Annotated in this window: 16 protein-coding genes; 8 read left to right on the forward strand and 8 right to left on the reverse strand. The window is 46.9% G+C overall.

Going from position 1 to position 26095, the window contains the following annotated elements; all coding sequences use genetic code 11:
• Nucleotides 1-454: 454 nt before the first annotated feature.
• Together K7P01_RS31540 and K7P01_RS31545 are read left to right on the forward strand one after the other, a co-directional pair.
• Nucleotides 455-1276 (forward strand): helix-turn-helix domain-containing protein, encoded by an 822-nt coding sequence (locus K7P01_RS31540; protein ID WP_267298590.1) that lies wholly within the window; start codon nucleotides 455-457, stop codon nucleotides 1274-1276.
• Nucleotides 1277-1348: 72 nt separating this feature from the next.
• Nucleotides 1349-1843, forward strand: coding sequence for a VOC family protein (locus K7P01_RS31545; RefSeq protein ID WP_267298591.1), 495 nt, complete (start codon nucleotides 1349-1351; stop codon nucleotides 1841-1843).
• A gap of 153 nt (nucleotides 1844-1996) precedes the next feature.
• Here K7P01_RS31545 and K7P01_RS31550 read toward each other — a convergent pair whose 3' ends face one another.
• Nucleotides 1997-2803, reverse strand: coding sequence for a YARHG domain-containing protein (locus tag K7P01_RS31550; protein WP_267298592.1), 807 nt, complete (start codon nucleotides 2801-2803; stop codon nucleotides 1997-1999).
• Nucleotides 2804-2909: 106 nt separating this feature from the next.
• On the opposite strand from K7P01_RS31550, the gene K7P01_RS31555 reads away from it, so the two are divergent.
• The 3 genes from K7P01_RS31555 (at nucleotide 2910) to K7P01_RS31565 (ending at nucleotide 5317) form a co-directional block, all read left to right on the forward strand.
• Complete coding sequence (locus K7P01_RS31555) at nucleotides 2910-3488, forward strand: DUF2306 domain-containing protein (protein WP_267298666.1); 579 nt, start codon at nucleotides 2910-2912, stop codon at nucleotides 3486-3488.
• 218 nt (nucleotides 3489-3706) lie between these two features.
• A complete protein-coding gene (locus tag K7P01_RS31560; protein WP_267298593.1) occupies nucleotides 3707-4513 on the forward strand; it encodes an oxidoreductase in 807 nt (268 codons plus the stop codon).
• 12 nt (nucleotides 4514-4525) lie between these two features.
• Nucleotides 4526-5317 carry a helix-turn-helix domain-containing protein gene (locus K7P01_RS31565; protein WP_267298594.1) on the forward strand — a complete coding sequence of 264 codons (792 nt, stop codon included), beginning with the start codon at nucleotides 4526-4528 and terminating at the stop codon, nucleotides 5315-5317.
• A gap of 136 nt (nucleotides 5318-5453) precedes the next feature.
• On the opposite strand, the gene K7P01_RS31570 is transcribed toward K7P01_RS31565, so the two are convergent.
• Nucleotides 5454-7076 (reverse strand): RagB/SusD family nutrient uptake outer membrane protein, encoded by a 1623-nt coding sequence (locus K7P01_RS31570; protein ID WP_267298595.1) that lies wholly within the window; start codon nucleotides 7074-7076, stop codon nucleotides 5454-5456.
• Nucleotides 7077-7088: 12 nt separating this feature from the next.
• Nucleotides 7089-10184 carry a SusC/RagA family TonB-linked outer membrane protein gene (locus tag K7P01_RS31575; RefSeq protein ID WP_267298596.1) on the reverse strand — a complete coding sequence of 1032 codons (3096 nt, stop codon included), beginning with the start codon at nucleotides 10182-10184 and terminating at the stop codon, nucleotides 7089-7091.
• A gap of 383 nt (nucleotides 10185-10567) precedes the next feature.
• On the opposite strand from K7P01_RS31575, the gene K7P01_RS31580 reads away from it, so the two are divergent.
• Complete coding sequence (locus tag K7P01_RS31580; RefSeq protein ID WP_267298597.1) at nucleotides 10568-15358, forward strand: two-component regulator propeller domain-containing protein; 4791 nt, start codon at nucleotides 10568-10570, stop codon at nucleotides 15356-15358.
• 11 nt (nucleotides 15359-15369) lie between these two features.
• On the opposite strand, the gene K7P01_RS31585 is transcribed toward K7P01_RS31580, so the two are convergent.
• Nucleotides 15370-17373 carry a sialate O-acetylesterase gene (locus K7P01_RS31585; protein ID WP_267298598.1) on the reverse strand — a complete coding sequence of 668 codons (2004 nt, stop codon included), beginning with the start codon at nucleotides 17371-17373 and terminating at the stop codon, nucleotides 15370-15372.
• Nucleotides 17374-17616: 243 nt separating this feature from the next.
• Here K7P01_RS31585 and K7P01_RS31590 point away from each other — a divergent pair, with 243 nt between their 5' ends.
• Both K7P01_RS31590 and K7P01_RS31595 read left to right on the forward strand, forming a co-directional pair.
• A complete protein-coding gene (locus tag K7P01_RS31590) occupies nucleotides 17617-17988 on the forward strand; it encodes a BlaI/MecI/CopY family transcriptional regulator (RefSeq protein WP_267298599.1) in 372 nt (123 codons plus the stop codon).
• Nucleotides 17989-18108: 120 nt separating this feature from the next.
• Nucleotides 18109-20193: a M56 family metallopeptidase gene (locus K7P01_RS31595; RefSeq protein ID WP_267298600.1), complete on the forward strand. Its 2085-nt coding sequence runs from the start codon at nucleotides 18109-18111 to the stop codon at nucleotides 20191-20193.
• Nucleotides 20194-20492: 299 nt separating this feature from the next.
• Here the strand turns inward: K7P01_RS31595 and K7P01_RS31600 are convergent, their stop codons facing one another.
• From K7P01_RS31600 to K7P01_RS31615, 4 genes are all read right to left on the reverse strand, one after another.
• On the reverse strand, nucleotides 20493-21125 hold the full coding sequence (locus tag K7P01_RS31600) for a hypothetical protein (protein ID WP_267298601.1): 633 nt from the start codon (nucleotides 21123-21125) through the stop codon (nucleotides 20493-20495).
• A gap of 62 nt (nucleotides 21126-21187) precedes the next feature.
• Nucleotides 21188-22561 carry a hypothetical protein gene (locus K7P01_RS31605; RefSeq protein ID WP_267298602.1) on the reverse strand — a complete coding sequence of 458 codons (1374 nt, stop codon included), beginning with the start codon at nucleotides 22559-22561 and terminating at the stop codon, nucleotides 21188-21190.
• 276 nt (nucleotides 22562-22837) lie between these two features.
• Nucleotides 22838-25129 (reverse strand): Gldg family protein, encoded by a 2292-nt coding sequence (locus K7P01_RS31610; RefSeq protein ID WP_267298603.1) that lies wholly within the window; start codon nucleotides 25127-25129, stop codon nucleotides 22838-22840.
• 16 nt (nucleotides 25130-25145) lie between these two features.
• Entirely contained in the window at nucleotides 25146-26081 is a 936-nt protein-coding gene (locus K7P01_RS31615) for an ABC transporter ATP-binding protein (RefSeq protein WP_267298604.1), read from the reverse strand.
• Nucleotides 26082-26095 lie beyond the last annotated feature (14 nt).

The raw sequence follows: 26095 nt of genomic DNA on the forward strand, positions 1-26095 counted from the left end.
GGACGATGCCGATACGGAACTGGAACTTAGTTGTAAATCAATTTATTAACATCTTCGGAGAAAGATGCAAAATATAGTCCCTTTACGCAGTTCGTTAGACGCTTACACACTTTACTGGGCACTGTCTGGTACTATAGCAAAGGCCCTTTGTTAGTTCGATTTCTTCATTCCCTCATTTTTATAACCTCTCATTTTCGCTTTACATTGAGTTTTCTTATCTCACCCTTAAAGGAATCAAACCCGTTGCTATTTCAATTTTACGACCGAAAGCCTCGAATCTGAATTGATTTCAGGCTTTTTGTGTTTGATGATTCCTGTTCAGTATCTGGCATAGATATCGACTACACCTCGCCACGTGTGGTTCAACAGTTGAAACTTCTGGAAATAAGAAATATATTGTTCAACCCGGCGCCGATATGCCGTAGGTCTTTCTTTCAAAAGGTTCACACATTTCATGAACTATCAGACATATCCGCCATCTGTTAAGCTAGAATCGTTTATCAAGTGCCATTGGTCGCTTGAAGTACCGGCGGGAATGCATCCACAGAAGCAACGGATCGTTCCGGACGGCTGTATGGAAATGATCTTTATCCTGGGGGATAACATCAGACGCTATACTTCAGACAATGATTTTATTATTCAGCCGCGTGCAGTCATTGTAGGTCAGCTCTCCAGGCCATTTGTAATTGAACCTACGGGATATGTCCATTGTTTCGCTACCCGATTCTATCCCTACGGACTTGCCAATTTCATGACCACGCCGCTGAAGGAACTGGAAAACAAGGAGACTCCGATTGCTGAACTTTTCGACCCCGTTGCTTCTCGCGCGTTGGAGCAAAGAATTGTCTTGGCTAACACGAATGCGGAGCGAATCGAAGCTGTTCAGGAGTTCTTCCTGGATAAGCTTAACGAACAATCCACCATCGACCATATTATCAAAGGAACGATTGATGTGCTATTGTCTACCAACGGCAGTACGCCCATCAAAACAATTGTTGATAATGAACAAGCCGGCAGGCGTCAGCTTGAACGGAAATTTCTCAGACAAGTAGGCTTAAGCCCCAAGCAACTTGGTAAGGTGATACGCCTGCAGGCTGCGCTGAAACTCTTGCTGAATCGCCGACATGAAAACCTAACCGAGATTGCTTACCAAAGTGATTATTACGATCAGGCGCATTTTATTCGCGACTTTAAGGATTTTACCGGCATTAATCCCAGCGACTTTTTGAAGGATGAAGAGATGTTGCTTTCTTCTGTTTTCTATACGAGCGACTGATGTCGCATTTGTACAATTTCTGTTTCGGGCCAGATAGTTTCTTTGCGTTATAATCCAGCATAAATCAATATTATGAGAAATACCGTATGGGCAACCGGATTTATCCTCAGTATGGGGCTATTCGCCTGTAACACGCAACAAAATGCCGGGGTAGCGGAACCGGTCAGTGAACCATCTATACAACCGAAAGCAGTCACTATGAAAAACTTAATTTCAATTGTCGAGATTCCCGTGTCAGACTTTTCCCGTGCTGTCAAATTTTACGAGGCTGTAGTGGGAGTTTCAATTCAGCAAATGGAAATGGGCGAAGTAACGATGGGGGTACTTCCCAGCGAAGAAGGTACGGTGAATGTTGTCCTTGCCAAAGGTAATGATTACAAACCTACGGCACATGGGGCTATACTTTATCTACAAGCAGGCGAGGACTTACAGCCGATGCTTGATAGGGTCAAACAACATGGCGGCCAAATCAGTGTTCCTAAAACTCAAATCAGTCCTGAAATGGGGTTCTTTGCACTATTTGTTGATCCAGAAGGCAACACGTTGGGACTGCATTCTTCCCAATAACCACACTCTCACATTGGGTGACAGAACCGTAGTGATATTTTATAATCCACGTATTCTCTCCACAAATAACAAACATATATTGAAATATTAACGGCCAAAAAAACAAGACCAGGAGAAGAAAAGCTCCTGACCCCATATTTCCCTGTTGTCGGTCTATCGCCCGTAACTGTCGTAGTTTTCATGATAATATTCTTCGTAACGGTATATGAGATCTATATTTTGGACTTCAATGTCTGTGAGCTTTTCGCGAATGTCGATGCCCATGGGTACATACCAGGCTACGGTGTCGAACTGCCTGCGGTCCTGAAGATCTTTGAATGAATAACCATGGCGGGCATAGATTTCATTTCGCATAAAGCCCAGCTCTTCTTCGTTCAGGTTTGATACGTCGCTCTCCGTGAGAAGTCGCGAAGATGATTCGGGGAACATGCCATTTTCCACATTGTAGGCATAAGCTCTCTTGGTAAGGGTAAATGTTTTGTCGGCTACGATTCCCTTTTTGAAGGGTGTCCAGGTGCCTTCCAATGAATTGTTTTTCGGATAAATGGCAAAAATAAAGTGGCCGTCGTATTTATCGGTACCTGGTTCGTCCAGTACTATCCGGTATATGTCCTGGTCAACAGTGACCGTTCCTGCCACGGGTCGGAAGTTGCCGGCACAGACAGTGTAGCCGACGGCTTTCCCATCCTTGATTTCGGCGATAGCAATGTTAATCTTATTTTTTCCAAACATGCCCACCCAATAGCCGATGCAGGGCATGTCGGCGTTGGCCTGGAGTTTTTCAATAGCTTCTTCGATGAGTGTTTGCTCGGCAGGCTTTTCAGGGCCAATCATTCGTGCATCTTTTTTAACCGCGAGTGCCACGGGAGTTTCGGCGGCTTCCGGCTTAACCGGTAATTCTTTCTTCGGCCCACAGGCTATTGCCAGGCAGGAAATGAGGAGAATAGATGACTTTTTCATAGGGATTCAATGGGTGAAAAGTTAAAACTATTTTCTAACATTACGCATGTTTCGTCATGCCAGGCCTATTTTTCTCAGCATCGTGCTTGCCTGTTTTACATTTCTGATGTTGCGCATTACAGTTCCCTATTTGTCGCTTAACACGGATATTGGTTTTTTGCGGATCAAACAATGGGTTATTCATAAAGATGTGTGGCGCATAGCCTTTTTTATTCATGTATTGAGCAGTTGCTTTTTATTGATAGCGGGCTTCACGCAATTTTATAATCCTTTGAGGCAAAAGTTGAGCAAACTACACCGGTATATGGGAATGCTGTATCTGGTTATTCTTGTCTTTCTGTCCGGGCCCGCCGGCCTTATCATGGCACTGTATGCCAATGGCGGGCTGCCCTCGCAAACCGCTTTTACGATGCTGAGCATGCTTTGGATATTCTTTACCATAAAAGCTTATGTCGCTATTTTACGGCGCGACTTTATTATGCATGGTAATTTTATGATTCGGAGTTATGCCCTTACATTGTCGGCGTTAACGCTACGGGCGTGGAAGTATCTGCTGGTGATGTTTTTTCAGCCACACCCGATGGATGCGTATATGATTGTGGCGTGGCTGGGATGGGTGCCTAATTTGTTGTTGGCGGAGTGGCTGATTTATAGAAAGATGACATTTCGAATTCTGTCGGCGTAATTTCGATTAGCCGGCAAATAATAGCTTATTTCGATGCAATCAACATTACGTGCCCTCCGGCTTCTCTTGTTGGGTACGCAAGGCTATGAGCTTTCGATGGCCTCAGACCGGCCCATGACATAGCGAACATTGGGCTTTCCACCAAACAAATTTGGACTTCTCAGAAAACCCTACGCGAACAGGTCTGAGCTAGTTTTGTGTCATAAAATTAAAAAGTCATGACAAAAACAGTATTAGTTACAGGAGCTTCGGCAGGAATTGGAAAAGCAACCGCCATTTATTTGGCACAAAATGGCTACAGTGTTTATGGTGCGGCACGCAGGACGGACAAAATGCATGACCTCAAAAACTACGGTATCAAACCGATTGCCTTAGATGTTACAAAAGACGATAGCATGGTGGGATGTGTGGAACAAATTTTAAAAGAAACCGGAAGCATCGATATTCTGGTGAACAGTGCTGGCTTTGGCTCGGCTGGTGCGATTGAAGACCTCCCCATGGAAGACGCACGCTATCAGTTGGAAGTGAATGTGTTTGGCGCACTGCGATTGACGCAATTGGTATTGCCCAAAATGAGAGATAACAGGTATGGTAAAATCGTAAATATTTCATCTATTGGTGGAAAAGTTGCCTTCCCACTGAATGGCTGGTATCACGCAAGTAAATTTGCGTTGGAAGCTTTGAGTGACAGTCTGCGGATGGAAGTAAAACCATTCGGCATTGACGTAATTGTGATTGAACCAGGTGGAATAGAATCGGAATGGGCCGAAATCGCAAATGAAAATATGAGGCGTATTTCCGGAAAAACAGTATATAAAGAAATGGTCGTGCGTGCGGAAAGAGCAACGGCTGATTTAAAATTACCAGGACCAATCGTGATTGCGAAATTGATTCAAAAAAGTATCGAGGCAAAAAGCCCAAAAACCCGCTATGTTGGTGGTTATGCAGCAAAACCATTCTTGATGATTCGAAAAATTCTTTCTGACAGGTTGATGGACAACGTTATTTTGAGTCAAATGAAATAAGAATTTAGTTTTATGCAAGAAGCATTACAGCATAATATTCTGTATTCCTGTGTAGGCGAACAAAAGCGAGGTGAAGAGCCATTTGTTCCTGAACACGTATTAGGGCTGATAATACAGGGAAGTATAGACGTTTTCACAGAGAATGGCGTAGAAAATTTAGCAAAAGGCACGTTGAGTTTGGTGCGGAAGAATCAGCTAATAAAAGCTGTAAAGAAACCTGATGCCGAAAAGCCTTTCATGGGCATCTATATTTTTCTAGACACAAACCTGCTTAAAAATTATAGCCTGGAACACAACATACGAGGGAGCGGAATCTATGTAGGCGAACCAAACGTAATGTTGCAGTTTGATCCTTTTATGAAGGGCTATTTTGACTCGCTAATGCCGTATTTTGACCAACCCGAACGGCTAACAGAAACCCTGGCCAAAGTGAAAACTATTGAAGCTATTGAGTTATTGCTTCGCAATCCCACATTGAAAAACTTTCTATTTGATTTCAGTGAGCCGCACAAAATAGATTTGGAGGCTTTTATGAACCGGTATTTTTCATACAATGTTCCCATGACACAATTTGCTAAGCTCACAGGGCGTAGTATTTCCTCGTTCAAAAGGGACTTCACGAAAGTTTTCAACACGACACCGGAAAAGTGGCTTCAAAACCGGAGATTGGAAATGGCGTTTTTTCTTATTACCCAGAGGAAGAAAAGGCCTTCGGAAGTATATTTGGAAGTGGGTTTTGAAAATCTATCGCACTTTTCAACCGCTTTCAAAAATAAGTTTGGGGTAAATGCCTCTGGAGTGTAGCTTAAACCAACTTGACAAAAAGGCGGCCGGCGGAGAATTTTTCTGTTCACGGTGATTTTTCCTTCACGATCGTAATGCTTAAAAAAAATTACAACCCTCTCGGGTTGTAATTTCTAACCCAAACAAAACCTGCCTATTAATTCCAGTCGCCGAATATATCGCCGGTCAACGCAGTATTGGTCGTCCTTTCTATTTGAGGAATAGGAAGTAAAACATGGCGATCCTCAAAGGGTTGTTTACCAAGCTGCGTTTGTTTTTCGCCATTCAATATTTGTTTTGCTATGCCCCAGCGCACAAGGTCAAACCAGCGCACCTGCTCTCCTGCCAGCTCCAATTGTCGTTCCCGGCGAAGGATCGTTTGTGCATTTTCAAGCGTACCCAGGGAAGTGTACTCAAACGCGCCGACCCGTGCACGCACGGCGTTGATGTAGGACAACGCTTCGCTTACTCTATTTTGCTCGATCAGGCTCTCTGCAATCATCAGCAACACATCTGCGTATCGAACCACCTGGGTATTGATGTTACTGTCAGGGCCACCATAAAATTCCCTTGTTTCATAGGATTCATACTTCCTCCAGTTGTAGCCTATAGCGTTATTTGCCCCGAACGGATAGGCGTATGGGCCAGGCTGATTTGCGTCTGGCGCATAGACGGCCATGATGCTGCCACCTTTGCTTGCCTTCGTACAGGCATGACAAAAGTCGGTATCTCCACCGCTGTCGGAGTCTCCATAGAAGGTATGATGCGCGCGCGGATCGGTGTAGTCCGCGCCTTCTTCATCCTGATACTTAAATGCATGTACAAGGGCCGGAGCAACAACCGTATTATTCCAGTCATTCCATCCATACTCCATCGCCCTGCCAGTATGAGTTGTTTTGCCACCCCAGGCTTCCTGACCGCCAAACATATAGTTTTGATCGCCCGAAGCCCAGTCTGTCCATTTATGCTGGATGTCAAAAATGGATTCCACGCTGGTATTATTGGAAGTCGAAAACTGGTTATCGAAGTCTGGATTTAACGTATAGGTAAACGGGGCAACGGTAATTTTCATGAATTCATTCTCCGCTTCCTCATATTTCTTCTGATACAAATAGGCCTTACCAAGCATGGCGATTGCAGCGCCCTTTGTGGCGCGGCCTCGGTCGGCAGCACTATACACAACAGGGAGCGCGTCGACGGCGTTCGCAAAATCCGATTCAACTACCGCCCACACGTCATTCACCGTAGCAGCTCTCGGTGTCAATTCTGTTGCTTTGGAAAATTCAAGCTTTAACGGAACACGTCCCCACAGATTTACGAGCATGAAATAAGCATACCCGCGCAGGAAAGAAACCTCGCCGACGTATTGCTTCTTTTTATCGATGTCGGCCTGCAGCACAGGTTGCCATTCTTCAGCTTTCGCTAAAATCAGGTTGGCACGGAAAATCATGCGGTATAGGCTTTTCCATAAGTCAGACATCTGAGGCTGTGTGGGGCCATAACTATAGTCGTGAAACTGCGCCACATCGCCCAACAGAAAAACATTATTTTCCGCATCGTTCGCAAGCAAATCAAATAAGTAGTATGCATCTCTTGCATACAGGCCATTCATCAGCAACGTGGCATAGGTCGCCACCACGCCTTCGTTAAACTGCGGTGCCGTTTTAAAGTAAGTCGCTTCGCTATATTGACTCTGACTTTTAATATCGAGAATATCCTCATTACAGCCGCTCACCAGAACAAGGACCGCAATCATGCTATAGGTAATAATTGTTTTCATAGACGTGTTGTTTTAAAAGCCGACCTGAACTCCGAACATATAGGTTTTTGGTTGAGGATATTGCCCTCTGTCTATTCCGCGATCGAATAGAAAATCCTGGCCGACGATCTCAGGGTCGTAGCCTTTGTAACGGGTGGACGTGAACAAATTCTGCCCTGTTACGTAGAGACGGAGTGACGAAATGGTTTTATTGAGACCTTGCAGCGGTACGTTATAGCCAAGTGTTACGCTACGTAATCTGACGTACGCACCATCTTCCAGAAAACGATCTGAGGCACGAAGATTTCTGCTCGCGGTTGCATTTTGCCCTGCCCTTGGATATTCTGAAATATCCCCTTCGGTTTTCCAACGGCTAACAATGTCGGTGCTGGAATTGAATGGCCGTGTTGTTCCTTCCGTCCAGTATTTCAAATCATTCCACACATGCACGTTCGAAATACCGTAAACACTCAGCATGAGATCAACATTTTTGTACGCCAGGTTGACGTTAGAACCGAAGTTCCATTTGGGAATAGGGCTTCCCAGAAAGGTCTTGTCCTTGTCGGTCAAAACACCGTCGCCATTGATGTCCTTAAAGATGATGTCTCCTGGTAAGAGGCCATTTTCGTATACTGCCGCAGGATTTCCCGTGGCGCTCCGAGCCGCCTGATTGTAGGCATCAATATCTGCCTGATCGACGGCCACGTGGTCGGTCACGAATCCAAAGAACGATCCGATGGGCTCGCCTTTGGCTGTTTTTGTTACAAGATTTCCGCCTGTAACTCCGCCCCGCTGAAATTCAGCGCCTTCTCCGAGCGAAATGACTTTGTTAGTGTTGTAGGCCACGTTGGCACTGACAGAATATCGAAAGGCACGGGTGTTACCCTGGAAGCTGGCATCTACTTCCACACCTTTGTTCGATGCTGTTGCTGTATTTTTCAGAATGCTTCCCGGATTATCGAACGGCCCACCAATGCCCGAGGACAATGGAACCGGTACGTAGGTAAGCAAGTCTTCATTTCTGCGGTTATAATACCCGACGCTGAGCAATAACCGGTCTTCCATCAGTCCCACGTCTATACCGACGTCAAGTTGCCTGGTCGTTTCCCATTGAATGTTCGGATCGAACGATGCGTTGACCGTTGCACCCTGCACATAATTTTTCGCGTCACCGAAGGAGTAAACAATATTATTCGATTGTCCTTTCCATATAGAAGAGAACTGAAGTGGTGCACTGGAGTTGCCTGTAATTCCATAGCTACCGCGAAGCTTTAATTGTGAAATAAGGCGAACACCGCTCATGAACGATTCTTCATGAATCTTCCATGCCAGCCCAGCAGAGGGAAAATTTCCAAATCGGTTATTTTTACTGAACACATAACTACCGTCTCTCCGGAAAGAGGCGGTTAACAAATATTTATTCCTGAACGAATAGTTGGCACGAGCGAAATAGGAAATGGAAGAATATTCGGCGATTGACCCGCCTGTGATACTGCTTCCCGGTGCAGCGAGGACCGTCTTGAGGTCGTCGTTCGGGAAATTAGTTCCTCGTACATTCACACTGCGGGCTTGCGATCCATTTCGGTACGTGTTTCCGACCAGCACGTCGAACGTATGCGCGCCGAGGGTTTTGGCGTACGTAAAATAATTCTCGATCAGCGGGTTGATGTAGTATCCATACGATTCATCGATGCCGTTGGGATTGATGAGGTTTCCGTTGGCATTGGCCTTTTTATAATTGTAGCTCGCTGAATTGCTGATGTCAATGGAGACTTGCGAGCGAAACTTAAGCCCGGGCAGAATCGTGGCTTCGCCAAAAAACTGACCGAAGGTGAGCGAATTCCGGCTCCTTCTCTCGCTTAGCCTTACGCTGGTCAGAGGATTGAATGTATCGTTGAGATCATCGGCAGAGGTAACTTTAGCAAAGCCACCGAGATTTAAAGGATCTTCGACCGGTGAATAGGTCGGCATACGCAATGCCTCCGTAAAGCTCGCGGTATTGCCGGAACTGATGTTGTATTGATAGTTTATGGTTTGTCCTAACCGTAACCATTTGCCAATTTTTTCTTCCAGCCCCAGTCGTATAATTATCCGTTTGTAATTAAATGCCTCTATAATCCCGTCCTGGTTGGTATATGTGGTGGATGCCTGGTATAGAACCTTTTCTGTCCCCCCCGAAAGTCCAATATTGTGTTCCGTCAGGGAAGCGGTCCTGAAAATCTCATCCTGCCAGTCGGTACGGTCTACCGTTACATAATCGCTCTGAAGCTTGGGCGTTAGCGCATTTTTGGTAATGTCTTTTACCAGATCCAGGTATTGCGCTGCATTCATCATATCCAGCTTCTTCCACGGTTTGGCTACTCCATAGTAGCCATTGTAGGTTACACGCACGTCGCCGGATTTCGCCTTCTTTGTCGTTACGATCACGACTCCATTCGCGGCATTGGCACCATAAATGGCTGTGGACGCAGCATCCTTTAAGACCGTTATGCTCTCGATGTCGTATTGACTAATGGCATTAAACAACGACGCATTTCCCTGAATACCGTCGATAACATACAGGGGATCTATGCTGGTAAAGCTGCCGGCACCTCGCACGGCGATGCGCACGCTTCCGCCCGGCATGCCCGTACTGTTGACCACCTGTACACCCGAAATTTTCCCCTGAAGCAATTGCTGCGCCGCGGTGGCCGGCACCTCGCCAAAATCTTTCTTTGTGGCCAGTCCCACAGATCCTATCAAATTTTGTTTATCGACAACACCGTAACCCACCACAACTATTTCGCTTAGCTCTCGTACGTCGGGATGCAATACAATGCTGAGCGTCGTCTGATTCTCTACCGGCACCTCCTGCAGGAGGTAACCAATGAAACTGAATCGAAGCACATCGCCTGCGGACGCGGAAATCGAATAATTTCCTTGTGCGTCAGTAGTCGTACCCACGGAAGTACCTTTGATGATAATGCTCACGCCCGGTATGGGACTGGCGTCGTCGGCAGAAGTAACCTGCCCGGTAATAGGGCCGGACTGACGCTGAAAATCAATGCCGGCCTGCAGGCTACTCATGGTTACAATGCACAGAGCCAGCATCAGGAACAGGTAAAATCCCGCTGTAAATTTAGACTGCATAGATATAGGGTTTGGTTTAAGTTTTACGATCTGCCGCGACGTAGAAATGGAGGGGGCCATTACGCGTTAGATGGTTTAATAAAATTATAGGTAATTGCCAGCACTCGTTTGTGACATCTTCCCAAGTTGTAGCACTATGTTACCGCTCGCTTTTTTCGCGTGCAATTAGGCGCAAACCAAAGAAACCGTAAAAGAAACGAGCCCCGAATCAGTGGCATTGCGCTGGGCACGCCGTCGAATATTCCCAAGTTCTATAACTATATTACCAGTGCCGCCGGATTACCGCCCAAACGGGAACCAGGCCACGTCGCATTGAACATGCGGTAGACGATTCGATGAAAAATTCTTAAATTACCTTTTGTCCTCGTGGGCGAAGGCATCGTATGCTCAGACGCAATCATCTTTTTACATTAGCCGCATGTTTGTCGGCGCTATACTGTAGCGCGCAGACGCTCAATTTCAAACACATAACGGTGGAAAACGGCTTGTCCCAGAACACGGTGAGATCCATCTGCCAGGATTCATTGGGGTACTTGTGGTTTGGTACTCAAAACGGCCTTAACCGGTATAATGGCCATGCGATGGAGATTTATGAATTCGACAAAACCGACTCGCTTTCGCTGTCCAGCAATTTCATTAGTACGTTACGTGCCGCAAAAAATGGAGATGTATGGATTGGGACCAACCATGGCCTTTGTGTGTGGAACCACCGCACCGGGCGCTTCGTGCGAATGGATAACAAATTTGACTACGACTGGCAAGGCGGGCAATACACGTTTTATGCCATCTACTTCGACAGTGAAGGTGCCGTATGGACCCTGGCGCATCACGCAGGAATGCATATCTACCGAAAAGGACCTAGCGAAACCAGATTCAAACAAATAAAATTCATCGACGATGAGGACAATGAAAAAACATGGGACCTGTTTGGCCAAATAGCGGAAGATGCTGACGGAAATTTATGGATCGGCTCTACGCGAAACGGTTTATGGACATGGCATCGCAAAACACATGAATGGACAAAAATAAATGACCGAAACCACGATTATGCGGTCACCTCCCTTGCCGTTGGAAAAAATAATTCCATCTGGCTGGGTACGTATAGCCAGGGTCTTGTGAGGTTTGATGTAAAAAGAAGTCAATTCAGAAAAATTGAAGGTCTGAATGACCACTCCATTCGAAAACTATATTTTGACCGGAATGGAAAGTGCTGGATCGGCACGGACAAAGGCGGGCTCAATCTTTACGACACGGTAAACTCCACATTTAGCTACGCGGATCATCACCCGGACGACGCGACAACAATAAATCACAATTCCGTGATGGACATTTTTCGGGATAAACAGGGAATCGTATGGCTTGGCACGTTTGCCGGTGGCGTAAATTATGTCGATCCGGGCGTCGGAAAATTCAAGCTAATTACAGGCAACGCCCACACAAGCACCAAACTTAGCAACAACATCGTTACTTCATTCGCGGAAGACAACAAAGGCAATCTTTGGATCGGCACCGATCGCGGTGGCCTGAATTACTTCGACAGAAAAACCGGACGCTTCAGGCATTACCGGAAGGATGACCGAAAATACCATTGGATTCCAACCGACATCATCAAACATCTTCTATATACCTCCCGAAATCAATTGTGGATCGGCACGTGGCAAGGCGGATTAAACTACTTTGACGAACGCAAGCAAGAATTCATTCAATATCCCATCGCCGCCGGTTCTTCCGGCCTAAGCTCGGATATTATTTTTTTCCTGAAAGAAGACTCGAACGGAAACCTTTGGGTAGGGAGTCCTGCGGGACTTGACCGCATCGACGCAAGGAGTATTCACAATCCGTCTCCCCGCAAGATCGATGTCGACCACTTTAAAAGAACGGGAAACCGACGCGGCGAGCTATCAGACAATTATGCAAACACGATATTGGAAGATAGCCAGAAACAGATTTGGGTTGGCACCCGAAATGGCATCAACCTCTTTGATCCAAAGTCTAACTCGTTTTTCAACGCAGAGAACAACCCAACGGGAAAAAGAATTTTCACCAACGACTACATTCAATGCATCACGCAAACAAAAGCCGGAGACTATTTAATCGGGACAATTGAAAATGGACTTCTTCACTACATGCCGCAAAAAGACACGCTGGTTATGTTGAATAAAGGCAATGGTTTCCCGAGCAATTCCATCATCGGTATATTGGAAGCCAGCCCTGGAAATTTCTGGATTAGTACCACCAATGGGCTTATCAAGTTGAATCTGCCCTCTGGAAAATTTACGCATTATAATAAGGAGGATGGTATTCAAAGCAACGAGTTCAAGGAAAATGCTTACTACAAGCTAAGTACGGGTGAGATGCTTTTTGGCGGTACGAACGGATTCAACCTTTTCCATCCCGATTCTATCACCGAAAACCCGTACTCGCCCGCCCCCATCATTACCGTTTTCAAGTTATTTAACAAACCGATCTCCCCGGGTGAAAATACTCCCCTGAAGCAACACATTTCCATCACAAACGAAATCGTGCTCAACCACAATCAATCCTTCATTGGCTTTGAGTTCACCTCGCTGAACTTCAGCATCCCGGAAAAAAATCAATATGCTTACATGCTTAAAGGAGTCGACAAGCAATGGAATTATGTGAAGGGCGACCGTTCGGCGAACTACTCGTATCTACCACCGGGGCGCTACGAATTCAGGGTGAAAGCAGCCAACAACGATGGTGTCTGGAGTCCGACGCCCGCACGACTCATCCTCCTTGTAAATCCATCGTGGTGGAATACGATTTGGTTTAGGCTGGCTGTTATCGCCATGTTACTGACCCTGATCTGGGCACTCTTTAAATGGCGTACGCACACCTTGTATCAACGAAAAAAGATCCTTGAACACACCGTAACACAACGTACTACGGAATTACAAGAATCAAATGCACAGCTATCGCTAAGACAAAAAGAAGTTATTCATCAGCGGGAGGAAATTAAAATACAGCGTGACAACCTGGAGCAACAATACAATACCATCCAGTCACTCAGCGAGATCGGCCAAACGATCACCGCCTCCATCAAACAGGACGAACTGATTAAGCAGATGTACACCACGATCAACAAACTGATGGATGCATCTCTTTTTTCCATCGGGTATTTCAGCCACGAAAAAAATGTTATTGAGTTCTCGACCCTGAAAGGCCACGGCGCCACCATCGACGCAAATCATATCAGCATCGATGAATCGAGGTTATCTGCCTGGTGCCTGCGAAACAACGAGACGTTGCTGCTGGATGACATCCAGCAATATGTACGCGACGTGGCTCCCGAAATGCAGGATCGCTATGCGGACGATACCCCCTACCGGTCGGCCATCTATCTTCCTATTGATTCCAAAAAACGTAAGCCTACCGAAATTCTGGTGGTTAAGAGTCATCAGCCACGCTGTTATACACAGATACACCTTAACACACTGAAGAATCTTACTGCCTACATCGCCATAGCGTTCGATAATGCGCGGGTATATAAGAAAATTGAACACCAGTCAGAAATGCTGACAGAACAATCGCAGCGGCTGACAGAGCTGGACAGAATGAAGACAAGGTTTTTTCTCAATATTTCACACGAATTCCGAACACCGCTCACACTTATTGTAAGCCCGCTGGCGAAAATGCTGGGGGAGAAAAAAGTCCAGGAGTTACCAAACGTATACCGTCAACTAGAAATGATGAACAACAATGCAAACCAGCTATTGCGATTGATCAACGAATTGCTGGAGATCAGAAACATTGAATCCGGCGGATCCACAACAGTAGTTGCAGATCAGCTCGACCTTGTCAAGTTTACCTCGGACATCATATTACGGTTCGAAGAAACCGCCCGGGAATACGACATCCGGTTCAACCTTCTCAGCGACGCCGCCAGGGTTATGTTGTGGCTTGACAAAAATATGATGGAGAAAATTCTATTGAATCTTTATTCCAATGCCTGTAAATACACACGGGCCGGCGGAAGAATCGACACGTTTATCAACTATGAAGATACGCCGGAAGGGCGTTGTGTAAAAATCGCGATAAAGGATACCGGCATTGGCATACCCGAAAACGAATTACCCTATATTTTCGAGAGATTTTACCAGGGTGCCGAACCGATAAATTACAACCAAGAAGGTACAGGCATTGGATTGTCTTTTGTAAAAGATCTGGTAAGCTTCCATTCGGGCAAGATTTCTGTGGAAAGTAAAATCAACAGCGGCACTGCATTCACGATTCTTTTTCCGTTAGGTCATGCGCATTTCAAAGAGTCGCAGCTCATCCGCATTACGCCGGAAGAAGGAGATACACCGGCAGCACCCAGCCCGGTAGAAGAAGAATCTACCGGCAAAAAGCGGGACGAACTGCCCATTTTGCTGATTGTCGAAGATCATCGCGATGTGAAGGATTTTCTCAAAATGGAACTAGAAAACGAATACGTCATTGTAGAGGCGAAAAACGGCGCCGATGGCGTAGACGTCGCGTTTCAAAATATTCCAGATCTTATTATCAGTGACATCATGATGCCAGTCATGGACGGAATTAAATTATGCACTATCCTCAAATCGGATGAGCGCACAAGTCATATCCCCATTATATTATTAACCGCCAAGACCGGAGAGGACTCGCACATACGGGGTTTGGACATCGGCGCCGACGATTATATTCCAAAGCCTTTTAATATTCGGATTCTTCGCGCACGGATTCAGAATCTGATTGCCTCCAGAAAAATGCTTCACGCTATTTTCTCGTCGCGCGAAAAGATAGAAGTGACGCAACTTTTTGAGAATAAACATGATCGCATTTTTATTGAAAAGACAAACAACGCTATTCGCGAAAACGTAAAGAATCCGAATCTCAATCATGAGGTGCTTGCCAAAGAAGTCGGCATGAGTAAAACGCAGCTTTACAGAAAACTCCATGCCATAACAGGTAACACCGTGCATGAGTACATTCGTAACTATCGCCTGCGGTGTGCGGAGGAAATGCTTGGATCAAACCCTGATCTGATGATTTTCGAAATCGCGTACGAGCTCGGATTCAAGGACCACGCATACTTCAGCAAATGCTTTCATGCGCTCTACGGCCAATCACCCGTAGAACGCAAGAAAGAAAAAGAGAAGTTGAGACTGGAGCCGGGAACGAAAAAGGGCTTATGAGAGGACGGTCCTTATTCTTCCGGGATTTTATATTCCAATGGATACATTTTATTAATCCATCGATCAAACTTTCGCTCTTGTGTAGTCAGCGTCCAATCATCACTACGAAAGGGCGACGCCGGAAGACCCGCTTCGTTATATAAATTCCCATCGGGATTATTGGACCACGAATACCGCACAGCCTCCGGCGAGACAACAGCAGAACTCTCTACTACGACGACGCTGTCTTTGATGAATGCCGTGGCATTAAAAAAGTTTTTGTCCTTCCCCGCCACCTCGAAACCTCTTAGATATCCGTAGCGGTCCCTGGCGATTAGTCGTGAACCTTTCTGAAAAGTAATCAGTGTTTTCCCTTTTTCGAATACAATACGTTGTACCTCTGGCCCGGTGCAGGCATACTGCTTACCATAGAGGTTATAGAGCGCGATGAGCGATAAACGTTTGCCTACATCTTCTTTGTTTCGTGGGTGGACATCTGTCGAGTCACCCAGGTCGATGGTTACGGCCATTCCGGTATGGGGCACGGCCAATGTCTTTTGCATTGACTCGCGGATTTCCGCCCATTGCGCTCCGCCATTTCTTGAATTTTGTTGATACTTCTGATAGTTGGGAAGTTGAACAAAATAAAAAGGCATAGCCGGTTGTCCAAATCGTGCGCGCCAATCGGCGATCAATGTGGGCAGGAGGTCACGGTATTGAAATGCAAATTCTGCGTTGTTCTCCCCCTGGTACCACAACACGCCCTTTACGGAGTACGAAATAACCGGATTGATCATACCGTTAAAAAGGACATTTGGCTGGACATTGGGAGTACGAATCCAGACTTTTGCCGACGCAAAATTCATTTTCCATTGTAAATCGGCCAGTGAGATACGTGATGATGCATGCTGATTACCCTCGAAATAATAAGTCTGCGGGGTTGAGGCAAAACCTCCGGTCTCCCAATAATCGCTGACCCTGATTGCGATGGTATTTTCGCCTGCGGTCAACACCGATGGATCAATTACATACGCCGACGTATTGGTATTGTTGGAAGCGTTGCCTATTTTCTTTCCATTGATAAATATGTCGCTATAGTCCTCGACTTTTCCCAGGCACAACCTCCATTCTTTTCGCGAAGCATAATCATCCAGCTTGAATTTGCTTCTGAACCATACGGTACCATCAAATCGCGGTAGCGCTGTTTTGTCAAAGTCACCCGGAAACGGAATGGGAATCCATTTACCGTCAGCGTAATCGCTTCGATGCCACAACGAGTCGTTCGTTTTGTAATTCGAGAAGGATTGAATGCCCAGCTTTTTTCCATAAGCAGCATAGAGTCGCTCCACATTGGTATACCATGACGAGAGTTGATGCTCTGTTATGACAGGTACATCTCGGTAATCGCGGTTTCTCGTGAGTGCCGCATGACTGATCCATGCTTCGATGTAGGTGCCTCCCCAGGAGGCATTGATGATCCCCACCGGCACGTTCAGGTCCTGGTTCAGTTGCTTTGCAAAAAAATAGCCCACGGCAGTAAAAGACTGGACCGTTTCGGGCGAGCAAACCGTCCATGCACCGCCGGCAATATCATCGGAAGGTGCGGCGGCGATTTTCTCCTTCACTTTGAAATGCCGTATAGCAGGGAAGTTGGCCTTCGGCGTCGCTTCGCTGACAGAAGCTGTATTCTTCACCACGAATTGCATATTCGATTGTCCTGCGCATAACCACACCTCGCCGATGAGAATATCGGTGAAGCGAATCGTATTTTTGCCTTTCACGACGAGCTCATGCGGACCGCCCGCTGCTATTTCCTCCATTACAATAAGCCACCGACCGGTTTGATCTGCGATTACCGATCTCTTAACATTGTTGAGATAGACTGTTACCCGCTCGCCTCTGTCGGCCCAACCCCATATTTTGATCGGGGCGTTTCGCTGCAGCACGGCATGATCGGTAAAAATTCCAGGCATTCGTACATCGGCTGAAACCGTCATCACGGACAGCATGGCCGCGAAAAATAAAAACAATCGCATGATAGAAAATTATTAAAGAGCACGAAAATCATCGTGCGTGATGGCCGTAAAACTATCGAACCTTTCATCATGCGTTTTGAATCCTGTTCCCAATCTATTGGTTCATTTTCCCAATGCTCCACTCCAGATAGTAGTGCGGCACAACAGTACAGGCCGCTCAGGTCGTTATCTACTCTCCTCAGCGCCCCTAAATAAACTACACTTGTAGTTTGTTAATTACAATTATCGTTGTATTATTGTCCTATGAAACGACTCAGCGAGAAAGAAGAGGCTCTCATGAAAATCATCTGGAAGATGAAAAAAGCCTTTGCAAAAGATGTGAGGGAAGAACTTCCTAATCCCAAACCACACATTAATACAGTAGCTACCACCATGAGGAGATTAGCCGATAAGGGCTTTCTCAAGTTTGAAGATTTTGGAGCGACGTATCGGTATTCGGCAGCGATCAGTAAGAAGGAGTATACAAATCGATTCGTCAAGCCTTTGTTGACGGGGTTATTTGGTAACTCGATTAAGAATGCGATCAGCTTCTTTGCTGAGGAGGAGGAAATTAGTGTGGAGGAGTTGAAGGAGATTATCCGTTTGATCGAAGATAAGGGAAGTAAGGGGAGCTGAGGAGTGCTGCGGAGATTTTTTGTGCGGAGGAATGGGGGATGAAGGGGTGAGGAATGCCTGCCCGGAGCGATTAATGATTCGGTAAGGTGAGAAACAAAATACATTTGAAACCAAATTCTTATGGAAACTCTAACAGTTTACTGGCTAAAAATCAATGCGGTCGTGCCGATCTTGTTCCTGGCGTATTGGCTGCTATTGAAGAACGAAAAGTTCTTTAAACTGAACCGCCTATTCCTAATGGGATCGCTGGTGTTGGCGTTCGTGCTGCCGATGGTGCCGATTATTAATAATCCAGGGGTGAGCAAGGTGCAGCGAGAGGTGACTGCGTTGAATCCGCTCTATAATCTATATGATAATATCGGGTTTGCGAACAACGTGAATGTCGGACGGGAGATTGAAGAAAATAACAGGCAAGCAGCCGCGCCGGCTCAACAAGGCTTGTTATCCGATGTCGGCGCCCTGGAAGTAATGTTTACGCTGTATGTGGGGGTTGGGATTGTTCTGTTGGTTCGATTTGTTACCCAGTTGATTAATCTTGTTCTCTTGATCCGGAAAACCAACAGACAACATGTGGATGGAATTAATTACTGTGAACACAACGAAGAACTATCACCGTTTTCGTTCTTCAATTATTTAATCATTAATAAGTCGCAATACAACGCCGAGCGGTACAACCAGATCGTACTGCATGAAAGGGTGCACATCCGACAAGCTCATACGCTGGATCTGCTTGTCACGGAGATCGTACACATCGTTCTTTGGATCAATCCCGTCATGATCTTCTTTAAACAATATGTGAAGATCAACCTGGAATACCTCGCCGATAATGATGTGCTGGAGGCCGGTGTTGATAAGAAAAGTTACCAATACAGTATTCTTCAAGCGTGTGTGCAAACTGAAACTTATCCGCTTACTAATCTATTCACTTCGTCTAAAATTAAACTTCGGATCAAAATGATGAACTCAAGAAGAACTCCCCTTGCCCGGTTGTACAAATATGTGCTGGTGCTACCGTTAGTCGTTGCCGTGTATTTTGTCATCCACCCGTATGCTAAAGCGTTGCCGTTAACTGAACAGCAACAAGTCCAACTCAAAGCGTTCGAAGGAAAATATAAGATGTCGTTCCAAAATGATGTCGTGTACCTTCAGATCACCGCGAAAGGAAATGAACTGGTATTGAAGCAGCTATGGGACGACCAGGAAATAACTTTTAAACAAGAATCTGAACTGAATTTCTTTAACAGCGCTCAAAATTTTCCCATCAACTTTATCAAAGGACCTAAGGGAGATATCACGCAAATGCTTGCGTTCAACAAAGATCTCTGGACTAAAGAAGGGGGCCAGCCTCAAAAAGAAACTGCATTAAGCAAACAACAGCTCGACGCCTTCACCGGATACTATCAATACCAGCAACCAAAGGAAGGGTACGTTCAGTGCGTAGTGAGGGGGAATAACTTAGTTGGAATTCAACTGTGGACGAAAAAGGAATTTGTTTTCACTGCTTTGTCTGAGTCGGAATTTATTTCCAGAGAAGGCATTACGGCTAAGTTCACAAAAAATAAAGCAGGTGTGGTTACTGAGGTCTTGGTCTCAAACTCCGAGGTGCTTAAAAAAGTAAAGGAGCCTAAAGAGATTGAGAAGAAGGAAGCTAAGCTAACCCAACAACAATTGGATAGTATGGTGGGCTACTATCATATGCGTGAGAATAAGGATCTCGTGATGCAAGTCAGTCACAGCGGAAATGACATACGGGTCAAACAGCTTTGGGATAATGCGGAGCAAATTTTCATGCCGATCTCAGACGTCGAAATTTTCTCCAAAGGGGCAATGCTAACCATTATGTTTACGAAAGGAACGAATGGTCAGATCACCCAGCTTCAGGCGACCAAAGGAAAGATCTGGGACAAGGGACAGAAGCCTGAAGAAAAGGTGGCGTTTAACTTGAGTACGTCAAATCTGAAAGCTTTTGACGGAAAGTATTCGATGCCGTATCAAGGGGATGTGATGTACCTGGAGATTACTTCAACCGAAAAGGGACTTATGTTAAAACAACTTTGGGATGGACAGCAGATTAGTTTTTATCCGATCTCGGAGTTGGAGTTTTACAATAAGGAGAAGGCGTTTCCGTTGAAGTTTATTAAGCGAGACGGAAGAATCGCCCAGGTGGAAGCGTTTCGGAAGGATCTTTGGAGTAGAGTTAACTAGGGAGTGAAAGCGATCCTATTAAAATGACCGATCTCTACTTTCAGAAGTCAGCAGGAACGCCTGTGAAACTCTCCGGTCTACTGAAGGCGACAAAGCTAGAGCTCTTGTCGCCTATTTTTTTTACCCAAATTGCTTGAAAATATCACCTCGCGGTAACTTTGTTGCCACCAAAAAAATACACCCACAAATGGAGGAGATCCGGGTGCTTAATTCTCGATGATTTTACTATAATTAACAAAATGTCATTGCTTTATAAGCCCGTTGCAAAACGCTATATGCCCGAATAGTGGATTAATAGCTCAACGGGAATCTCCAAACTCAGCTCCTTTTATTTGTGGCGAATAGCCTGCGCGAAAAGCATTTACGATTGAATCCGGTGTCAGTATTGTCAACATGGAAGCTTCAGGCAAGGCGATGCTATTTTCGTAACCAAAGGGGGTCCACCGATGCAGTTTCCCTTTGCTGAAAAGATAAGGATCATCATTCATTAATGTAAATGTTCCTTCGGGGATGGTTGAAGACAGGCGTTGATGCATTACTTTTTTCTCCTCATGCGTGATCCTTTCCCGGTGTATGATCGCGTCAATTTCTTTTATGGACGTCGACATGTTAAAATTATACAGGGGATTTCCCTGTATCCAACAGGACTTAAATCTTTTTGCATCTTCCCTCCTGCATTCAAAACAAGGTCGATGACCAGCAGCAAAGGCGGTGGTCTCATCCAGGAAAAAAAGTTCTGTCCAGCGATCAGCAGTCATTACCGTTCTTTTCCGTCCTTTAAACTCCAGCACACACGTGATCCATGCTATATGTTTAAAATTGCGGATAATCTCTTTGTGTTTATTATGTATAACACCACGATTGCCCATCAAGGACCCGCGCGCGCTGGTTTTAATGATTCTTCCTAACGGGTCAACACGATTCTGAAGCATGTCCTAAAATTAAACAAGCAGATGCTTATTTCCGAAACAGATGCCTTCTATCCGGCAGGGGTTCAGATCTTTTGTCCTAATTCATTGGTCCGCTGTTCAAACGCGTTCATCAGAGTTTCCAGATACTCTGAAAGGATAACATTTCGTTCCTGACTTATCTCTGAGTTTAGGTTTTTGCGATGCGTCTCGCCCATGCCAAGGTATCGTACGTCCGGTGGTAGCTTTTTGATATTGTCCATAATGAAGGCGTCGCGCCACAACATATAATCTGTTCGGTCATCATCGTTTTTTATACGGCTTTTATAATTCTTCAGTACATCGGAGTTGCCCATAATTATATCTGACATCTTCAAAAACCGGACTGCAAAGTCCTGCACGATATTCGAGTCCATACCTTGAACGTCGCCTATAAGTCCCTCAGCGGGGGCATCCTGTATAAGAGCAAACGTAGCGGATGCCGCATTCCAGTCAAATCCATCAAACGGCGTTAACATTGGAAGCCCTTTGGCTTTTTTCAAATTGGTCATGATTGCCCAGGCATACTTTAAATAGGTTTGTATCGGTTTACCTATATAGGCGTCTGAGTGTGTTTTGCTATTCTCTGAATTAAATTTTTCGGTCGTCCACTTCTCCAGGTTTTTCTGGGTAAACCCTTCCCTGACAACGATATTCATCACGAACGCAGTTTTTGCTTTTAACGACTCAAGGGAGTGTTTCAGAAAACGGCTCTCTTCTCTTCCTACGCCATGCTCCGTCAGGCGCTGTTGGTTTTCATTCCTGTCCTGACGCGCAACCCTCTCGCCGTACTCCTGGGCATCGGTAAATCGCTCATGCGCAAATGAGTCGGTGCCGATCGCTTTTGTAATGTGTGCCAGAATAGTCTTGTCGTGAGACTCGCCAAGCAATGCGGTTCCCGGACCTTTCGGAAACCGCACCCACACGCCATATCGCTGGGGTGCCAAAATATTGCCAATATAATCGGTTTTTCCTTGTGCATATTGGCGGAGCTCTTCCGTGGTTTTAAAATCCCGGACAAAACCATCTTCCACCAGGCTCAACATATTGGGTGTGAATCCCAGGTCTTTCTCCAGATCAACATTTTTATCGGACTTTATCAACCGGTTATCAACGAAAGCCAATCGTTGGACAACGCGGCCATCAGCATGGGGAGCAGGCGCGACCTTCGGCCTTTGCCGCACACTGTTGCTCAGGCCCTGCAACCTTTTCATTTGCGCTGCCTCAGGCCGGTTGTCTGCTAATTGGAACGCCGTAGTTTTTGAATGTTTGTTGGCAAGATCCTGCAAGCTTCTCAATTGAAGAGCACCCGTACGGTTATCGGCATCGGGGGAATTGGCGGCCTGGCTATGTGTATATTTTGTGGTCGATCCCTTAGATTGACTTTGTTGTGTAGGTCTTTTATCCGTATAGGTTCGCATAACCAATGGGTCTTACATTATGACAATGCTTCGTCACATCATTATGTTAATCTAATGACTTTTTAGTTGCTTTCAAACCCGGCCGTTTCCCTTTGCCTCGACAGGACGGTGGTCGTATCTGTCGTTAACGTTGGCCATAACCGATATTGAATGGGACCAACCATTGGGGGTAAGCAGGGGTACGGATTCCTGTCTGTCATCCATTAACCTAACATAGTGAAGACAAATCCCTATTCGGAAAATTCATCCGTCCCCTGCACCAAACCCCATTTTGGTTTAACGTTTTCTTCTGACAATTAAAAAAACACTTCCTGCCGCGATCAATAACGCCGGCAGAATGAAGACGAAGGCCGCGCGGAATTTCGTGACGGTTCCTTTGTCTATCTCCAATTTGTTATCGGCCGTCTCCGGCCGTGTGGTATCGACGGGATACGCGCCGTCGCAGAACCAATGAAACAATTGGGCAGCAAAGTAGAAGTTCTGTACCGGCGGCGTGCGGCGGAAGATCTCGCCGTTGCTAAGCATATCCGCGTCGGCTGCGACTATGATACGCTGCTGTTTACCGTTGACATTTCGCGTCAGCGCCGTGACCAACGGCAGCGGGCCTTTCAGGTCGCCCCGCTCCGCTATATATCGCATGGGCGCGCCATCCTGGTTGGGCTTCTCCAATGTATGCCAGGTCTTTGGCCCTTGGGTGCTCAGCAGGTGAAATACTTTGAACGCACCGCTGTCGACAACAAACGACGACGCTCCAGGCATGGATATTTCGGCGTGCCGTTTGTAGAAGGCCTGCAGGGACGGGAACTCTGTGGTGTCCGACTGGACGAGCTCGCCAATTACAAAGTCCGGGGCAAAATCTTCGCTGTCCTGTATCACCATACCGTCACGGTAATGTACGCCAACGAGCGACGTAAGCGGTTCCAGAATTGCCCGTTTGCCGGGCTCTCCCAGTATGAGCAGGTTTCCCCCTGCATCGATATAGCGACGCAACCCGGCCAGCGCAGGGGCGCTGAATGGCGTAAGGGGGTCGGCTACGATCAGCACCGCGATGTCTTCCGGCAAAGGCCTGCCTCCGCTGACGGACACGGTATCAACATCAAAGCCCTGGTTGATGAGGGCGTTGCGAAAGGTCTGCTCCTGCATCATCACCCGGTATTCACGGTCGCCCATCTTGGCGGTGCTTCGCTCGTGTTCACCGGTAAGCACTGCGACCTTTACCGGCTTTGTGGCCAGCCGCTTTAGCGCAGCGGTGATCTCCTGCTCGCCGGGCTGGCGCATCAAATCGTTGAAGATGCGAAGAAATGTCTTCTTGCCGTCATACTCCAGCTGGCGCACCACGCGATTGCCTTCCGATGAAAGGTCGATGCGTTCGCGCATGGCTTCCGGCGACATAATGCGCTCATGTGCAAACTTGTATACCGTGGCAACTTTTTCCGCCAGGGCCTTATTTGTCAGGCCCTGGTTGTTATCGTACAGTTCTCCACCTTGCAGGGAGTCGTAGTAGTAAACGTATTCCATTTCCATGTCGGGAAGGAAGCGGGTATACTTTTCGAACATCGCCAGGTCACGCATGCGTGCCAACGGCATCATCGACGGTGCGTTCTGATCAATCAGATTGACGAAGGCGGTGATCTTTAGCGGCTTGTTCATTTGGCCAACCACGGCTCGGCTTCCGGCAGTGAGGGTGCGGCTGTCGGTGGCGGTCGCATCGTAGTAAGCAATGAAGCGCGGGCGGGCACTGACATATCCAATGGCCAGCGCCACGACAACCACCACGGTATAGCGCGCTATTTTCACAAACACAGGCTTAGACTCACGGCCGGCCTGTAGGCTCAGAATACTAAAGGTCAGGAACAGCGCAATCACGACCACGAAATACAGCACATCCTTACTCGTGACCAATCCGCCGATAAACTCGTCGGTGCGGCCGGCAATGGAGAGAAAATAGGTAATGTCACGTACGAAGTCGATGTGCTGGCCAATCGTGCCGATGTAGTTCAGGGCAGCAAACACGACGAGTGTAGCAATGGCAGCCACGACCTGGTACGAGGTGAGGCAGGACATAAACAACCCGATGGCAGCATACGCGCAGATCAGCAGGTAAAGGCCGAGTATTCCCGACAGTACCAACGTAATGTCCATGGACTCGATCACGCTATAGCCCACCCCACCGAACATGGCGAGAATCAGCACCAGCAAAAAGCCATAGGTTATGATTGCCAGGTATTTTCCCAGCACAATTTCGGCGACCCGTACCGGCGAGCTGAATAAAAGCTTGATGGTACCACTGCTCAGCTCGCGGCTCATCAATCCCATGGTGAGCAGCGGCATATACAGGTATAGGTTCGATTGTACATTTTTAAAAAAACCTCTATACTCGGATGCAAAGATGGACTCGGTCAGCGAATGTAGTTGGTTGCCCAGGCTCTGAAAATTGGAGAACCCCTCGAGACGCTCCAGGAACGTTACCCCCGACTGGATGATAAAGATTACCAGGACCAGCCAGGCGATGGGTGAAAAAAAAAGAAGGTTAAGCTCCAACCGCGCGATTCTGAATATCGTCTTCATGTATATGATTCTATGATTATATCTGTTTTTCTTTTTTTGAGAGCCGGGCGAAGATGGCATCGAGTGAGCTACGCTCCAGCGTGATCTCTGTCAGGCGCCAGCCGCGGTCGACGCTCAGTTCGATTACCCTGGCGGTGGCATCGTGCGGCGGCCCCTCGAAGTGCAACCGCAGTCGTTTGCCGTCCGCCTCTTCGGCACGGACAATGCCTTCAATGGCTGTCAATGTGTGCATATCCGGGGCGTTGCCCATCGTCACCACCATCGTCGAGGGTGTGATGTAGTTGTTGAATGCATCCATCGTGTCGGCAAATACTACCCTCCCCTGCTCGATCATCTTGATGTCCTGACAGGTGGCCTGAACCTCCGACAGGATGTGTGAAGAGAAGATCACGGACCGTTCGGTGGCGATTTCTCTGATCAAGCTCCGCACCTCCAGGATCTGGTTGGGATCCAGACCGTTCGTCGGCTCGTCTAACACTACCAGCCGCGGCTTGTGCAGAATGGCCTGGGCAATGCCCACCCGTTGGCGGTAGCCGCCAGAGAGGTTCGCGATAAGGCGTTTGCTAAAGTGTGCGACGCCGCAGCGCTCCTTGGCTTGCTGAACGGCCGTTTTGACGGATGCCTTGTCGATGAGCCGCAGGTGCGCGCAATGCGTGAGATACTCGTCGACAGTGAGGTCGAGGTAAAGCGGTGCATTTTGCGGCAGGAAGCCGATCCTCTTTTTCGCTTCCTCAGGCTGCTCGCGCAGATCGATACCGTCAATGGTGACCGTGCCTTCTGTCTGGTTCAGCACGCCACATAGAATGTTCATCGTGGTAGACTTACCCGCCCCGTTGGAGCCCAGTAACCCGAGCACACCCTTCTTGTTGATCTCGAAGTTGATGTCCCGGATTGCCCAATCGGTGCCATATCGATGTGATAAATTTTTTACGCTTACTATTGGTTCTGACATATTATACGGTTCGA

Origin of the sequence: Parachryseolinea silvisoli (assembly GCF_021190955.1) — a bacterium.
Taxonomy (GTDB): domain Bacteria; phylum Bacteroidota; class Bacteroidia; order Cytophagales; family Cyclobacteriaceae; genus Ohtaekwangia; species Ohtaekwangia silvisoli.

Excerpts from the sequence above, each read along its gene's own strand:
- K7P01_RS31540 (WP_267298590.1), top strand. The coding sequence starts at position 455 with ATGAACTATCAGACATATCCGCCATCTGTTAAGCTAGAATCGTTTATC.
- K7P01_RS31545 (WP_267298591.1), top strand. The coding sequence starts at position 1,349 with ATGAGAAATACCGTATGGGCAACCGGATTTATCCTCAGTATGGGGCTA.
- K7P01_RS31550 (WP_267298592.1), bottom strand. The coding sequence starts at position 2,803 with ATGAAAAAGTCATCTATTCTCCTCATTTCCTGCCTGGCAATAGCCTGT.
- K7P01_RS31555 (WP_267298666.1), top strand. The coding sequence starts at position 2,910 with ATGTTGCGCATTACAGTTCCCTATTTGTCGCTTAACACGGATATTGGT.
- K7P01_RS31560 (WP_267298593.1), top strand. The coding sequence starts at position 3,707 with ATGACAAAAACAGTATTAGTTACAGGAGCTTCGGCAGGAATTGGAAAA.
- K7P01_RS31565 (WP_267298594.1), top strand. The coding sequence starts at position 4,526 with ATGCAAGAAGCATTACAGCATAATATTCTGTATTCCTGTGTAGGCGAA.
- K7P01_RS31570 (WP_267298595.1), bottom strand. The coding sequence starts at position 7,076 with ATGAAAACAATTATTACCTATAGCATGATTGCGGTCCTTGTTCTGGTG.
- K7P01_RS31575 (WP_267298596.1), bottom strand. The coding sequence starts at position 10,184 with ATGCAGTCTAAATTTACAGCGGGATTTTACCTGTTCCTGATGCTGGCT.
- K7P01_RS31580 (WP_267298597.1), top strand. The coding sequence starts at position 10,568 with ATGCTCAGACGCAATCATCTTTTTACATTAGCCGCATGTTTGTCGGCG.
- K7P01_RS31585 (WP_267298598.1), bottom strand. The coding sequence starts at position 17,373 with ATGCGATTGTTTTTATTTTTCGCGGCCATGCTGTCCGTGATGACGGTT.
- K7P01_RS31590 (WP_267298599.1), top strand. The coding sequence starts at position 17,617 with ATGAAACGACTCAGCGAGAAAGAAGAGGCTCTCATGAAAATCATCTGG.
- K7P01_RS31595 (WP_267298600.1), top strand. The coding sequence starts at position 18,109 with ATGGAAACTCTAACAGTTTACTGGCTAAAAATCAATGCGGTCGTGCCG.
- K7P01_RS31600 (WP_267298601.1), bottom strand. The coding sequence starts at position 21,125 with ATGCTTCAGAATCGTGTTGACCCGTTAGGAAGAATCATTAAAACCAGC.
- K7P01_RS31605 (WP_267298602.1), bottom strand. The coding sequence starts at position 22,561 with ATGCGAACCTATACGGATAAAAGACCTACACAACAAAGTCAATCTAAG.
- K7P01_RS31610 (WP_267298603.1), bottom strand. The coding sequence starts at position 25,129 with ATGAAGACGATATTCAGAATCGCGCGGTTGGAGCTTAACCTTCTTTTT.
- K7P01_RS31615 (WP_267298604.1), bottom strand. The coding sequence starts at position 26,081 with ATGTCAGAACCAATAGTAAGCGTAAAAAATTTATCACATCGATATGGC.